The following is a 12,468-nucleotide window of genomic DNA, read 5'->3' as shown; positions in this document are numbered from 1 at the left end:
GGTGTGCTCCTCTCGGTGTTTCACTGCCAAAGGTGGAGGCGTCAGTAGCCCAGGAGCATCGCCATCGCGTCGGCGAGGCCGGCCCCCTGCGCGTACCGGTCGCGGCCCAGGTCCAGCGCGGTCCGCATGAGCAGCGCCTTCACGTCCGCTGCGCGGCCGATGTACTCGGGCCGGCCGGACAGGAAGGCGGCGATGATCCCCGAGACGTGCGGTGCCGCCATGCTCGTGCCGGACAGCTCCGCGTAGGTGAGGGACGCGTCGTCGCCCGTGAGCGCGCCGAAGCCGGCCCGCGTGCGCACCGTCCCCGTCGCGGCCGAGCAGATCCACTCGCCGGGTGCCACGACGTCCGGCTTGGGCCGGCCGTCCAGGGTGGGCCCCTTGGATGAGGTCCAGGAGACGCCGAAGACGTGCGGCGCGTCCCGGTGCGTCGACCCGACCGTCACCACTGCCTCGGTGTGCCCGGGCTCCGTGATCGAGGCGAGGACGCCCGTGGACTGGTTGGCGGACTGTGCAGCCGCAGCGCTGCCGTTGTTCCCTGCCGACACCACGACGTTCACCCCCGTGGACACCAGTTCGGTGAGCATCTGGTCCAACGGCGACTGCCCTGCGGCGTAGTGGCTGGGGTCCCACTCGCACCCCAGGCTCAGGTTCACCCCGTGCACGCGCAGCGGCGAACGGCTCACGTTGACCTCGGTCAGCACATACTCGATCGCGGCGATGACGGCGGACGACGACGTCACGGCCACCCCGGCAACGCGGCGGAAGACCTTCAGGCTCACGAGCTCGCAGTTCGGTGCCATCCCGTTCAGCATCCCCGTGTGTGCCCGGGCCACGAAGCCGCCGTCCGGTGCCTCGTCCGACGATGCGACGTGGGCCGTGCGCCCTTCCGGGCAGGTCCCTGCGATGATCCCCGCGACGTGGGTGCCGTGCCCCTCCTCGTCCACGAGCGGCGCCTCTGCCGCGTCCGGGGCCCCCAGGCTCGGCCGCACGAGCCTGGAGAAGTCGCGGTGAAGGCCGCCCGTCCGGGGCGGGGGGACGGCGTCCTGCGCCTCCCGTGCGAGCTCGAGCGCGGCGAAGTGCGGGTGCGTGGCGTCGATCCCCGTGTCGATGACGGCCCACACGATCCCGTCGCCGAGTGCGCTGAAGGACCGGTGGACGGCGTCGATCTTCACCGTGGGCGCCGATCGGTCGATGTGCGGGTACAGCTCGTAGTCAGGCCACGCGCGGAAGATGATGCGCTCGCCCGTGGGGCCCGGACCGTCGAGGTCGAGCAGCAGCGCCAGAGTGGCCCGCGTCAGGACGCACTGGTAGAGCTTCCGGGAGATCCTGGTCTTCTGGAACAGCACCTCCGGGACGGCGCCCTCGGGCGCGGCCTGCTCCATGAACCGGTGCCACAGCGCTTCGAACGCGTCGTGGGCAGCGGTCGCCGGTCCGGGGAACCGCGCATTGAGCTCGACCACCACGTCGATCGGCTCGTCCGGATCGGGCCCGTCGAGGCCGCGCGCACCGCTTGGCGGCGCCGCGAGATCACCCACCGTCCGTGACTTGGCCCCTTGCCCGGACCCGGTGCTGGGCATCCGCTACGCCCCCTGCGCCTGTGGCTCTGCGGATGGCGGGACCGCGGGAGCGCCCGTGCTGCCCTTGCCCGTCATCATCCAGGACGAGTTCTCGCTCATGACCACGCCCTCGGTGCGCTGGGCGAAGAGCGCCGCGGGGTTGGCCGCGCCGGCGTAATCGCCTGCCCCCGCAGTGAACAGGGCGAGCTGCGAGGCGAGTGCAATGTTCGCCGAGCGGTACCGGTACCAGTTCTCATGGAATTGGAAGAGCTGCTGGACCCCCTCGAGGACCACGACGACGACGCCCAGCGCTGCCGTGACCGGAACCCAGCCCGCGTTGCCGGCCTGGACCGAGGCCGCGAACGGAACAAGTGCGCCTGCAAGGATCTGCGCGAGCTTGATGGCCACGTACCCGACACGAGCCCTCGTGGCGTGCTGCCCGTACCAGGCCACCTGGCTCCTCGCGCGCGCCACAGCGGCCTCCGTTTGCTGGGAGACGGCCGGCGGAGCCGCTGTGGGGAGCGGCGATACCGTGGCCGGTGCATCGGCTGACTCAGCTGCCATCGTGATCCGCCTTCGGGCTCTGTTCCTCCCCGAGGGACATGATCGGCGCCAGCTGGTGCCGATTCAAGATCCGTGCACGACCTGACGCGGATTGTCGAGAAACCCGTGGCACCGTCTCCCATGAGTGCCACCCCGAATGTCCTCTGGTGTCGGTCCTCCTGCTCTAGCCCATTCACCACTCGGCTGCGTAGCATGGCGGCCATACACAGGCTGAGGTCGGGGAGCGTTCAAGGGGGCGGCGGAATGGTTGCCTATGGAGACTCGGCGATTGCTCATCTTGCAGAGGTGGATCTCGCCGAGACGGTCACCAACCTCAGCCGGGTGAGGGCCCAGAACAGGGCCAGGCTCGCCAATTCGGCCCTCACGCGGGCGTTCCTCAATGCGGCGATGAGCCTCAGCGAGGATCTGTTCGCAGGCGATGACGACCTCACGGAAGGGGTCCCGCAGAGCCTCGCCCATCTGTCGCGGCCCCGGGTGGTGGGCCGTGCCCAGAAGGATTATCCCGATCTGGTGCCTACAGAGGCCAAGTTCCGGGACCGGTGGGCGGGGCAGCAGGACTTCATCGACGACTTCATCGCGTACGCCCTGGTGGTCCGCAGGGTGAACCTGGGCGCCGCGATCGAGCAGATTTCCCGGGAATCCTCTGCTGGGGAAGACCTCCCAGCGGCCCTGCACCGGATCGCGTATGCGGGCGCTCTGCTGGTTCTCCAGCTCCCGGGGTTCCGCCTCCAGCTCCTCACGATCGCGTCCGCGTCCGCCCATCCGCTCGTCTCCCGGGCCCTGAAGGACATGTACGCGCAGGTCACGCAGGCTTGGTTCGGGCTGTATGAGCGTGTCCTCGCATCGGCTGGCCTCGCGCTGCGTCGGGACGTCACCGCCGAGGAGTTCTCGATCATGCTCGAGGCTCTGGGGGAGGGCTTGGGGCTGCGGCTCCTCGCAGACCTCGAGGAGCCTCTCGTGGACCACGGGGAGCGGCGTTCCCTCCTGGGCAAGGCTGCGCTGGGCCTGATTCTGGGCTTCATGGACGACGGCGACGGGCTGGGTGTCGAGGACGCCGTCGCCTCCCGTCTGGGCCGACTCTAACTACCCCCCGAACGGGACCACATTTGGTGTGGTCCCTGCAAGACGTCATGCGCTGGTGCTAGAACCGGTTGTCTTGCGGTGCTCCACTGATCCCGACGGGCAGACGGGGGCATCGGTTCGTTCAGTTCAGCTGTCCCCGAGGAACCGCGTGATCCGGAAGGACAGGGAGGCTGAGTGGGCCAGCACCGGAGGAGCGTGAACCCAGGGTGGAGATGGCTGCGAGCCATCGCACTGGGCCTCGCCGTGATCCTCGCGGTGGCGGCCCTCGTCTACCAGAGCGCCCGGGATTCGGAGCAACGGCGACGGATCGATGCCGCCAACCAGCTTGCCGCCTCTGCCTCCGTCTCCGCACCCGCGCCGCCGTCGTCCGCAGCGGCCGCTTCGGCCCCTGAATCACCGCCCAGCCAGAGCGCGCCCCAGAAGCCTTCTCGGACGGATGTTGCGCTTCCGCCTGCACGCTTCTCGTGGCCCGCTGCCGGATTCGCGGTGAATATCGTCCCCATGGACTGGGACCCTGCCGTGCCGGTCAATCCGCCTCTGGACAGCAATGGGTTCGACCCCGTGGGCCACTGGCTGAAGGGCTCCGGCGAATCTGACACGGTTCTGCCCGTGGTGCTCGCCGGCCATACCTGCCATCAAGATGTCTACCTGTGCAACGACCAGACATTTCCCTTCAACCGCCTCAGTTTTGACGGCTGGGCGGTCGGTCAGCCCGCAACAATCACCGATGCCAAGGGAAGTGTCATTCCCTGCACTCTCGAGGAAAGGAGCCTCGTCGATAAATCAAAACAGTTCTCCTTCAAGAATGACCCGTGCCTTGTGGTCTTGTTCACCTGCAATTTCGAGCGCCCAGACGATCAGGTCACCCTGGTGACGTTCCGGTGTGGACAATGCACGTGATGCGGCAGGGCGGCGTCATGTCCGCGTTTCAGCACGCAAATTCCAAAAGGGAAAGGAGGTGGGTAGCGTGTCGCTGCTCACCACAGTCAGAACGAAGAGAACTGGCCTGATGGCCACCGCCGCCGGTGCACTGCTCGCCGGAGGCTTCCTCACGATGCCGTCCGCGTTGGCGGAGAGCCCAAATCAGGACCCTAAGCCATCTTCTCCACCGTTCCACGTTACGATCTGCCACCACATCGGCGGGAAAGACGCTGCGAGATGGAATCCGATCTCACCGTCGAGCGTCGGCGACCTCATGGGGCACGTGGGTCCCAGCCACCAGTGGGATCTTGATATCATACCGCCGTTCGACTATACAGACAGCTCCGGGCAACCACAGCAGTTCAAGGGTCAGAATTGGACGACAATCGTTCTGAACACCGGGGTTACTGGTCAGGTGATCTTCGACAACGGGTGCGTAGCCCCCGTCGTCACGACGCCGGCCACGACCCCTGCGACAACGCCGGCTACCACTCCTGCGACAACGCCGGCGACCACGCCCGCAACGACGCCAGCGACCACCCCCGCCACGACGCCTGCCGTCGTGCCGCCTGTGACGAACGGGACGTCGCCAGCAGTGGTGCCGGGTGCCGTGCAGCCCGGAGCGCCGGGCGGCCAGGCGATGGCCGGGAACGCCGCACCAGCGTCCGTGGGCGTCTCGGCTGAGACCTCCGTGAGCGCGGCACCGGCAGACTACACGGTGCCCGGCCTCCTGCTCGGCTCCGGAACGCTGCTGGGCGCATGGCTGGCTCTCACCCTTTGGATGAAGCGCCGCCGCGGCGAGCACCGGTAGCCTGAGCAACCCTCTGGATCAGCGGAGGGACAGGGGAACGGGCCGCGGTGCACGTGAGCACCGTGGCCCGTTCCATGCCCTCTCGTGCCCGGCCGCCAGCCTCCGGGCCGGCCAGGGCCGGGGTGCCTCCACAACGCCGGGGCCCCCTAACAACACAGAAGGCTCCCGCAGCGACGATCGCTGCGGGAGCCTTCTGCTTCAGAGGGTCAGACCGCGCTGCGGCCCCGGACGAAGTGCAGGATCAGGAGGATCACCGCGACGATGAGCAGGACATGCACAATCCAGCCGAGGGACGGCAGGGCGATGAATCCCAGCAGCCACAGGACAACAAGAGCAAGAGCGATCCAGAGAAGCATTCTAAACTCCTAAGCGTCAGTGGAACGGCCTGAATGCCATTCTCTGTACGCCGGGATTATAACCACTCGCGGCGTTCCTGAAACATCTTTCCCGCACCGCTCAGCGCGCCGGATGGGCGAGCTTCATGGCGCCGATGGCCATGAGGACCACAGCGGCCCACAGGAACATGTAGATCCCGCCGCCGATGTTGACCAGAACTCCGAGGATGAACAGGACCAGCAGCGCGAGGCCCCAGACCATGAGCTTCATTGCGCACCCCTCTCTCGAGCAGACAGTACGCACATTGTGTGCCTGCCCACTGGCCTCTGGCCATGGCTCGCGCGGTCCTGCTACCCCGTTCGCCTCGCGCGATACCAGGCATTTCCCGGCGACGTACTGCGTTGAGGGAGCATGACTGGCGATGTTGAAGCAGTCGGGGTGGGCGGTGTGTCCGACGAGGAAGCGCTCGACGCCTATTCCCGCACGGTCGCGGGCGTGGCGAGGCACCTGACTCCCCGCGTTGCCTCGGTGCGGACGGAGCGGGGGGCGGGGAGCGCCGTCGTGCTCACCGCGTCCGGCCACCTCGTGACGAACGCCCATGTGGTGGGCGGCGCGAGCCGCGGTGAGGTGGCGTTCGCCGACGGCGCGAGCGGGCCCTTCGCGGTGGTCGGCCGGGACCCGCTCTCAGACCTCGCCGTGCTCCGCTGCGGCCTCGGCGTTCCGGAGCCGCCGGAGTTCGGCGATGCGGACCGGCTGCTCGTCGGCTCTCTGGTGGTAGCGGTGGGGAGCCCACTGGGGCTCGAGGGGAGCGTGACCGCGGGGGTGGTCAGCGCCCTCGGCCGGTCCATTCCGGCGCGGGGGCGGACGGCGTCGCGCCTCATCGAGGACGTCATCCAGACGGACGCCGCGCTCAACCCCGGCAACTCGGGCGGTGCCCTCGCCGACTCCCGCGGCAGGGTGGTGGGGATCAACACCGCCGTGGCTGGGTTCGGGCTCGGCCTCGCCGTCCCCATCAACGCCACCACCCGTCGCATCCTCGACGCGCTGCGGGAGGACGGCCGCGTGCGCCGCGCCTACCTCGGCCTCGTGAGCGTCCCGACCCCGCTGGACGCCGTCTGGGCCGCACGCACAGGGACCCGTCGGGCGCTGCGCGTGGCGGAAGTGCTGGCCGGCAGCCCCGCCGAGTCGAGCGGGATCCGGCGCGGTGACCTGGTGCTCGCCATCAACGGCGCACCGCTCAAGGACGCCCAGTCGCTGCAGCGGCACATGTTCGCCGACGCGATCGGCCGCCGCACCGAGATCACAGTGCTGCGCGGAGAAGCGATGGTGGACGTGGTCGCGGAGCCCAGCGAGCTCGTGGACTAGAGGGCCACCGTCCCACGGATGCCGATCACCGTGTCCCCGCCGATCCACACGTCCCCGCCCTCGGCGTCCACCCGCACGAGGCCCCGCCGTCCCAGCGCTGTGCCCTGCCGGGCGATGTAGTGCGGCTGCGGACGCCCGGTGCCGATGAGCCACTGGGCGAGTCCGGCGTTGAGGCTGCCTGTGACGGGATCCTCGGGGACGGCGAGGTCGGGGCAGAAGGCCCGCACCTCGAACGCGGCCTCGTCTCCCTCGGCCAGGGGGCCGATCACGCCGACCTGGTACGTGCCCATCGCAGCGAAGTCGGGGCGGAGCCCGAGGACTGTCTCGGCGTCCGGGAGGAGCAGGCCCACCCAGCCGGGTCCGTTGTCCACCCAGGCCGCGTCCACGACCTCGTCCACGTCGAGCCCGAGGGACGCGGCGATCGCGGCGAGGTCCGCTGCCTCGACAGGACCCGAGCGGAGCAGGGGCGGCGCAGCGAAGGCGAGGCGGCCGGCGTCGTCCTTGAGCGTCACGAGGCCCACCCCGCACTCCTGGACGATCCGCCCCTCCGTGGCGGGGGTGCCGCCGGCCTCGAGCCAAGCCCGGGCCGACCCGAGCGTGGGGTGCCCGGCGAAGGGAAGCTCCCCTCCCGGGGTGAAGATGCGCAGGCGGTAGTCGGCGCCGGGCTGGGTGGGAGGCAGGAGGAACGTGGTCTCTGAGAGGTTGGTCCACCTCGCGAAGGCGGCCATCCCCTCATCCGGGATGCCTTCGGCGTCGTGCACCACGGCGACCGGGTTGCCGCGCAGGAACTCCGCGGTGAAGACGTCCACCTGGCTGAAGGGCCTCACAGGACCTCGACGCCGTCCTCGAGCTCGAGCGTGCGCTTCTCCTCCAGCCCGGTGAGGGCCGCCTGAATGTGCAGGGCGCCGTGGTCGCCGAAGTGCTCCTCGAACTGCTCAGGGGCAACGAAGCGCCACTCGGTCAGCTCCTCCTCCTGCAGCGTGATGCTGGCCCCCTCGGGCAGGGAGCCGCCGTCGTACAGGAAGCTCAGCCCGTCCCCGACCGGGTCCGGGAATGCCGAGTGCGCGATCAGCAGCAGCGCACCCGGCTCGATGTCCAGCCCCAGCTCCTCCCGGCCCTCGCGACGGGCCGCCTTGCGTGGCGCCTCCCCGGGATCCACCGTGCCGCCGGGCAGGAGCCACCCCTCCTTGTAGTTCGGCTTGACCGCCAGCACACAGCCGTCGCCGTTCCGGATCACGAGGCCCGCGGCGACCCGCCGGCGGGGCAGCGTGCGGAAGTACTCGCGGCTCACGTCGCTCAGCTCCATGCGGCCAGCCTAGCGCGGTAACGTGGGCGCGTGGCGTTCCTCCACTCGGCACCCATGGCCTTCGCGCACCGCGGCTTCTCGCTCGGCGGCCTCGAGAACACGCTTACCGCCTTCCGCGCCGCACGCGACCTCGGCTTCACGCATCTCGAAACCGACGTGCGCGCCACGCGCGACGGCGAAGTAGTCGCCTTCCACGACGACCGGCTCGACCGCGTCACCGACCGCACCGGCCTGCTCGCCCACCTGGACTGGGCGCAGGTGGCCGCCGCCCGGGTCGGCGGAGCCGGGGGAGATGTCGGCGGTCCCGCGGGAGGCGCCGAACGCATCCCCCTGTTCTCCGAGGTGGCGGAAGAGCTGCCCGACACGTTCTTCAACGTGGACGTCAAGGAGGCCGCCGCCGTCGTGCCCTTCGCCGAGGTGATCGAGAGGATGGGGCTCCACGAGCGCGTCCTCGTCACCTCGTTCTCCGACGCACGACGCCGCGGGGTGCTCGAGCGCCTGTCACGGCCCGTCGCGTCGTCGGCAGGGGTGGCGACGGCCGCCGCCTTCCGCCTCCTCGGAGCCGTCCCGGACGTGGCGCTCGCCCAGTCGCTGCGGGACGTGCAGGCGCTGCAGGTGCCCGAGCGGTACCGCGGACTGCGGGTCGTCACTGCCCAGTTCCTGGCGCGGGCGCACCGTCTGGGCCTGCAGGTGCACGTGTGGACCGTGAACGAGCCCGCGGACATGGAACGGCTACTCGACCTCGGCGTCGACGGGCTTGTGACCGACCGGGCGGACGTGCTGCGCTCCGTGCTCGAGGGGCGCGGGGAGTGGCCGCCGGGCCTCTGAGCCTCCGGCCCGAGGTTGCTCTCCGGCACCGCTCTCAGGCGGGGTCGTTGCCCGCGGCAACCGCGCGCTCGATCCGCCGGTCGGGGATGATCCACAGCGCCGCCACCGCCACATACGCGGCCACGCTGATCCACACCGACAGGAACGCGCCCGCGCAGCCCGCCACGTACAGGCCCATGGACCACTTGCCTTTGGCGTCGTTGCTGATCGCGCGGGCCAGGCGGCTCTGGGCGCCCTGGATCCGGATGAGGCGCCTCTGCAGGATGGTGTAGGAGACCGCGGCGGCGAGCAGGTTGATTCCATAGACGAGCACCGGCAGCTCGGCGACGCTGCTCTCGTCCATCCAGCGCGTCGTGAAGGGCACTACCGAGAGCCAGAACAGCAGGTTGAGGTTGGCCCACAGTGCGGCACCGTCCACCCGCTGCGTCAGGTGCATGAGGTGGTGGTGATTGGTCCAATAGATGCCGATGTACACGAAGCTCAGCACGTACGTCAGCAGGGTGGGCAGGACCGCCGTGAGGCCGTGCAGGTCCGGGGTCTCCGGGGTCTTGAGCTCGAGGACCATGATGGTGATCGCGATGGCGAGCACGCCGTCGCTGAACGCCTCCACGCGGTTGGTCTCCACGGGGACATTCTGTCAGGGCCAGTTCTGTCGGCGCCTGCTGGCACGATGGGGGAATGCGCATCCTCATCGCACCGGACAAATTCAAGGGCTCGCTGACTGCCGCACAGGCCGCCGTCGCCATGGCGGAGGGTGCTCTGGCCATCTATCCCGACGCGGAGGCAGTGCAGGCTCCGATCGCCGATGGTGGCGAGGGAACGCTTGAGGCCGCCGTCGCCGCTGGCTTCGAGGAGCGCATCCGCGCCGTGACCGGCCCGCTCATCAAGCCGGTCGGTGCGGCGTGGGCGCTGCGGGGCACGACGGCGGTCATCGAGACGGCCCAGTCCTCGGGCTTGGCGGCGCTCGGTTCGGAGCCGGACGCGGAGACGGCCGGCAGAGCGCACTCCTATGGCGCCGGCCAGCTCATCGCCGCCGCCCTCGACGCCGGGGCCAGGGAGATCGTGCTGGGGCTCGGCGGCTCCGCGATGACCGACGGCGGCTCGGGCGCCCTCCGGGCGCTCGGGCTGCGGCCCCTCGACGCCCACGGGAACGTGGTGCCCTTGGGGGGCGCCGCGCTGGCCGAGGTGGCGGCCGTGGACGTCTCTGCCCTGGATCCGCGCCTCGCCGCTGCGCGACTGCGCATCGCGGTGGACGTGCGCAACCCCCTGGTCGGCCCCGACGGCGCTGCGCACATCTTCGGCCCGCAGAAGGGCGCCGACCAGGAGACGGTGGAGAGGCTCGACGCCGGCCTGCGCACGTGGGCGAAGGTCCTCGCCGAGGCGACGGGACGCGACGTCGACGTGCCTGGCGCCGGCGCGGCCGGCGGCTTCCCGGCCGGGTTCCTCGCCTTCACCGACGCCACGCTCGAGAGTGGGTTCGCACTCGTCGCGGAGATGGTCGGCCTTGAGGACCGCCTCGCCGGCGCGGACCTCGTGATCACGGGGGAGGGGTCCCTCGACGGGCAGTCGCTCACGGGGAAAGCCCCGATCGCACTGGCCGACCGCGCGCGGGACCGCGGCATCCCGGTGGTGGCGGTGGCGGGGCAGATCCTTGCCGAACCTGAAGAGCTGGCCGAGCACGGGATTGAGGCGGCAGGAGCGCTCGTTGACCTCGCGCCGACCCCTGCGGACGCGATCGTCCACGCCGCCGAGTATGTCCGGCGCGCGGTCGCGGAGCTCCTCGCGGGCGCCTGACCCCGGGTGGCCGGCAGGCGACCCCCGGATTGGGGGCCGGGCGGGCTAGCGGCCCTGGGCCGCGAGCGCGTCGAGCTGCATGACGAGCCACGGGCTGAAGGCATATGGGGCCGCGGCGACGGCCCCCCGGAACTCACCCGGATCCGACCAGGCCCACTCGGAGACCTCCTCCGGGTTCGGGTTCGGGTCGCCGTCGGCGACCGCCCGGAACACGGGGCAGATCTCGAACTCCACGATGCCGGAGGCGTCCACGGCCCGGTAGCGGAAGTCGGGCAGGACCGGCTCGATCGAGGTGAGCGAGAGCCCCAGCTCCTGCTCGGCGCGCCGGCGGATCGCGTCGTCGAACGCCTCTCCCGGCGTGGGGTGACCGCAGAACGCGTTGGACCACACGCCGGGCCACGTCTTCTTCGACAGGGCGCGCCGCGTCACGAGCACCCGGCCGTCGGGGCCGTAGACGTGGCAGGAGAAGGCCAGGTGGAGCGGGGTGTGCTCGCTGTGGACGGTGGCTTTCGGCGCCGTGCCGAGGGGTGTGCCGTCCTCGGCCACGAGCTGGACCAGTTCCTCGCTCATGCGCGCTCCCCCCGGGCCGAGGCCATGGGTTCCACAGCGTCGTCGGTCGCCGTCCCGCGCCAGCGGGCAAGGGCCGTCATGCCGTGGTAGATCACGAGCGCGGCGGCCGATCCGAGCGCGATCCCGGCGAAGCCGAGGTCGCCGATCTTCCACGTGTAGTCTGCGATGCCCACGATCAGCGCCACCGCCGCCGTGGTGATGTTCACCGGGTTGGAGAAGTTGACCCGGTTCTGCACCCAGATCTTCACTCCGAGCACGCCGATCATGCCGTAGAGCATCGTCGCGGCGCCGCCGAGCACACCCGCCGGGACGGTCGCGATGAGCTCGCCGAACTTGGGCGAGAAGCTCAGCAGCAGCGCCGCGATGCCGGCCACCCAGTACGCCGCCGTCGAGTACACGCGCGTGGCGGCCATGACGCCGATGTTCTCCGCGTAGGTCGTGGTGCCCGAGCCGCCGCCGATTCCGGCCAGGACGGTCGCCGCGCCGTCGGCCATGAGGGCCCGCCCGGCCATGTCGTCGAGGTTCTGCCCGGTCATTGCCGCCACGCTCTTCACGTGGCCCACGTTCTCCGCGACCAGCACGAGCACCACGGGAACGAACAGGCCGAGCACCCCGAGGTGGAACGAGGGCGTCTGGAAGTGCGGGAACCCGATCCACGCCGCCGCGTCGACCTTCGAGAAGTCCACCTCCCCGCGCCACACCGCCACGACGTACCCGACCACCACGCCGATGAGGATGCTCAGCCGCCCCACGATGCCGCGGAACAGCACCGAGACGAGGATGATCGCCAGCAGCGTCACGAGCGCCGTGACGGGCGCGGCGTCGAAGTTCTGCTTCGCCGCGGGGGCGAGGTTGAGGCCGATGAGTGCCACGATCGCGCCGGTCACGACCGGCGGCATCACGACGTTGATCCAGTGTGCACCGAACGCCTGCACCACGGCGCCGACCACCGCGAGCACGACGCCGGCCACCACCACGCCGCCGAGCGCCCCGGCGACGCCGAACTGCTGCTGCGAGGCGAGGATCGGGGCGATGAACGCGAACGAGGAGCCCAGATAGCTCGGTACGCGCCCCCGCGTGATGACGAGGAACAGGAGCGTGCCGATGCCCGAGAAGAACAGCGTCGTCGCGGGGGGCATGTGCGTGAGGATCGGCACGAGGAACGTCGCCCCGAACATCGCCACGACGTGCTGGAGGCCCACGCCGACCGTGATCGGCCACGCGAGCCGCTCCTGCGGCGCCACGACCTCGCCCGGACGGACGGAGCGGCCGTCCCCGTGGAGGGTCCATCTGGTTCCGAGCAGGCTCATCGGGCGCCTTCCGAGCGTGGGGTG

General features: G+C 70.3%; 15 protein-coding genes. 6 read left to right on the top strand and 9 right to left on the bottom strand.

Annotated elements, in window-relative coordinates; translation table 11 throughout:
- Nucleotides 1-41: 41 nt before the first annotated feature.
- On the bottom strand, nucleotides 42-1,535 hold the full coding sequence (locus tag IE231_RS11615) for a S8 family serine peptidase (RefSeq protein WP_201896947.1): 1,494 nt from the start codon (nucleotides 1,533-1,535) through the stop codon (nucleotides 42-44).
- 45 nt (nucleotides 1,536-1,580) lie between these two features.
- On the bottom strand, nucleotides 1,581-2,120 hold the full coding sequence (locus tag IE231_RS11610) for a DUF4231 domain-containing protein (protein WP_189694136.1): 540 nt from the start codon (nucleotides 2,118-2,120) through the stop codon (nucleotides 1,581-1,583).
- A 285-nt stretch (nucleotides 2,121-2,405) separates the two neighbouring features.
- Between IE231_RS11610 and IE231_RS11605 the strand changes: the two genes are divergently transcribed.
- From IE231_RS11605 to IE231_RS11595, 3 genes are all read left to right on the top strand, one after another.
- On the top strand, nucleotides 2,406-3,203 hold the full coding sequence (locus IE231_RS11605) for a hypothetical protein (RefSeq protein ID WP_229866779.1): 798 nt from the start codon (nucleotides 2,406-2,408) through the stop codon (nucleotides 3,201-3,203).
- Between the two features lie 195 nt (nucleotides 3,204-3,398).
- Complete coding sequence (locus tag IE231_RS11600; RefSeq protein WP_189694134.1) at nucleotides 3,399-4,103, top strand: sortase family protein; 705 nt, start codon at nucleotides 3,399-3,401, stop codon at nucleotides 4,101-4,103.
- Between the two features lie 583 nt (nucleotides 4,104-4,686).
- Nucleotides 4,687-4,935: a hypothetical protein gene (locus tag IE231_RS11595; RefSeq protein WP_189694133.1), complete on the top strand. Its 249-nt coding sequence runs from the start codon at nucleotides 4,687-4,689 to the stop codon at nucleotides 4,933-4,935.
- A gap of 206 nt (nucleotides 4,936-5,141) precedes the next feature.
- On the opposite strand, the gene IE231_RS11590 is transcribed toward IE231_RS11595, so the two are convergent.
- Nucleotides 5,142-5,291, bottom strand: coding sequence for a lmo0937 family membrane protein (locus IE231_RS11590; protein ID WP_189694132.1), 150 nt, complete (start codon nucleotides 5,289-5,291; stop codon nucleotides 5,142-5,144).
- A gap of 100 nt (nucleotides 5,292-5,391) precedes the next feature.
- Nucleotides 5,392-5,541, bottom strand: a complete 150-nt coding sequence (locus tag IE231_RS11585; RefSeq protein ID WP_189694131.1) for a hypothetical protein — start codon at nucleotides 5,539-5,541, stop codon at nucleotides 5,392-5,394.
- Between the two features lie 141 nt (nucleotides 5,542-5,682).
- Here IE231_RS11585 and IE231_RS11580 point away from each other — a divergent pair, with 141 nt between their 5' ends.
- Nucleotides 5,683-6,636, top strand: coding sequence for a S1C family serine protease (locus tag IE231_RS11580; RefSeq protein WP_189694130.1), 954 nt, complete (start codon nucleotides 5,683-5,685; stop codon nucleotides 6,634-6,636).
- Here IE231_RS11580 and IE231_RS11575 read toward each other — a convergent pair.
- Both IE231_RS11575 and IE231_RS11570 read right to left on the bottom strand, forming a co-directional pair.
- Nucleotides 6,633-7,463 (bottom strand): PhzF family protein, encoded by an 831-nt coding sequence (locus IE231_RS11575; protein WP_189694129.1) that lies wholly within the window; start codon nucleotides 7,461-7,463, stop codon nucleotides 6,633-6,635. The two genes, IE231_RS11580 and IE231_RS11575, sit on opposite strands and share 4 nt — an antisense overlap.
- A complete protein-coding gene (locus IE231_RS11570; RefSeq protein WP_189694128.1) occupies nucleotides 7,460-7,942 on the bottom strand; it encodes an NUDIX domain-containing protein in 483 nt (160 codons plus the stop codon). The genes IE231_RS11575 and IE231_RS11570 overlap by 4 nt, the downstream gene beginning before the upstream one ends.
- Nucleotides 7,943-7,996: 54 nt before the next feature.
- On the opposite strand from IE231_RS11570, the gene IE231_RS11565 reads away from it, so the two are divergent.
- Nucleotides 7,997-8,770 (top strand): glycerophosphodiester phosphodiesterase family protein, encoded by a 774-nt coding sequence (locus tag IE231_RS11565; RefSeq protein ID WP_189694200.1) that lies wholly within the window; start codon nucleotides 7,997-7,999, stop codon nucleotides 8,768-8,770.
- Nucleotides 8,771-8,804: 34 nt separating this feature from the next.
- Here the strand turns inward: IE231_RS11565 and IE231_RS11560 are convergent, their stop codons facing one another.
- Nucleotides 8,805-9,395, bottom strand: a complete 591-nt coding sequence (locus tag IE231_RS11560; RefSeq protein ID WP_189694127.1) for a TMEM175 family protein — start codon at nucleotides 9,393-9,395, stop codon at nucleotides 8,805-8,807.
- Between the two features lie 53 nt (nucleotides 9,396-9,448).
- Between IE231_RS11560 and IE231_RS11555 the strand changes: the two genes are divergently transcribed.
- Complete coding sequence (locus IE231_RS11555) at nucleotides 9,449-10,564, top strand: glycerate kinase (protein ID WP_189694126.1); 1,116 nt, start codon at nucleotides 9,449-9,451, stop codon at nucleotides 10,562-10,564.
- Between the two features lie 45 nt (nucleotides 10,565-10,609).
- Here the strand turns inward: IE231_RS11555 and idi are convergent, their stop codons facing one another.
- The gene (gene idi / locus IE231_RS11550; RefSeq protein ID WP_189694125.1) at nucleotides 10,610-11,134 is read right to left on the bottom strand and encodes an isopentenyl-diphosphate Delta-isomerase; all 525 of its coding nucleotides are present in this window, start codon (nucleotides 11,132-11,134) and stop codon (nucleotides 10,610-10,612) included.
- Complete coding sequence (locus tag IE231_RS11545) at nucleotides 11,131-12,444, bottom strand: uracil-xanthine permease family protein (protein ID WP_189694124.1); 1,314 nt, start codon at nucleotides 12,442-12,444, stop codon at nucleotides 11,131-11,133. The genes idi and IE231_RS11545 overlap by 4 nt, the downstream gene beginning before the upstream one ends.
- Nucleotides 12,445-12,468: the final 24 nt, after the last annotated feature.

Source organism: Sinomonas cellulolyticus (genome assembly GCF_014656475.1).
In the GTDB taxonomy this organism is placed as follows: Bacteria; Actinomycetota; Actinomycetes; order Actinomycetales; family Micrococcaceae; genus Sinomonas; species Sinomonas cellulolyticus.
Note: the sequence above shows the minus strand (reverse complement) of the source record. Positions and strands in the feature narration are given on the sequence as shown.

Coding starts and splice junctions, on each gene's coding strand:
- IE231_RS11610 (WP_189694136.1), bottom strand. CDS start 2,120: ATGGCAGCTGAGTCAGCCGATGCACCGGCCACGGTATCGCCGCTCCCC.
- IE231_RS11590 (WP_189694132.1), bottom strand. CDS start 5,291: ATGCTTCTCTGGATCGCTCTTGCTCTTGTTGTCCTGTGGCTGCTGGGA.
- IE231_RS11585 (WP_189694131.1), bottom strand. CDS start 5,541: ATGAAGCTCATGGTCTGGGGCCTCGCGCTGCTGGTCCTGTTCATCCTC.
- IE231_RS11580 (WP_189694130.1), top strand. CDS start 5,683: ATGACTGGCGATGTTGAAGCAGTCGGGGTGGGCGGTGTGTCCGACGAG.
- IE231_RS11570 (WP_189694128.1), bottom strand. CDS start 7,942: ATGGAGCTGAGCGACGTGAGCCGCGAGTACTTCCGCACGCTGCCCCGC.
- IE231_RS11565 (WP_189694200.1), top strand. CDS start 7,997: ATGGCCTTCGCGCACCGCGGCTTCTCGCTCGGCGGCCTCGAGAACACG.
- IE231_RS11555 (WP_189694126.1), top strand. CDS start 9,449: ATGCGCATCCTCATCGCACCGGACAAATTCAAGGGCTCGCTGACTGCC.
- idi (WP_189694125.1), bottom strand. CDS start 11,134: ATGAGCGAGGAACTGGTCCAGCTCGTGGCCGAGGACGGCACACCCCTC.
- IE231_RS11545 (WP_189694124.1), bottom strand. CDS start 12,444: ATGAGCCTGCTCGGAACCAGATGGACCCTCCACGGGGACGGCCGCTCC.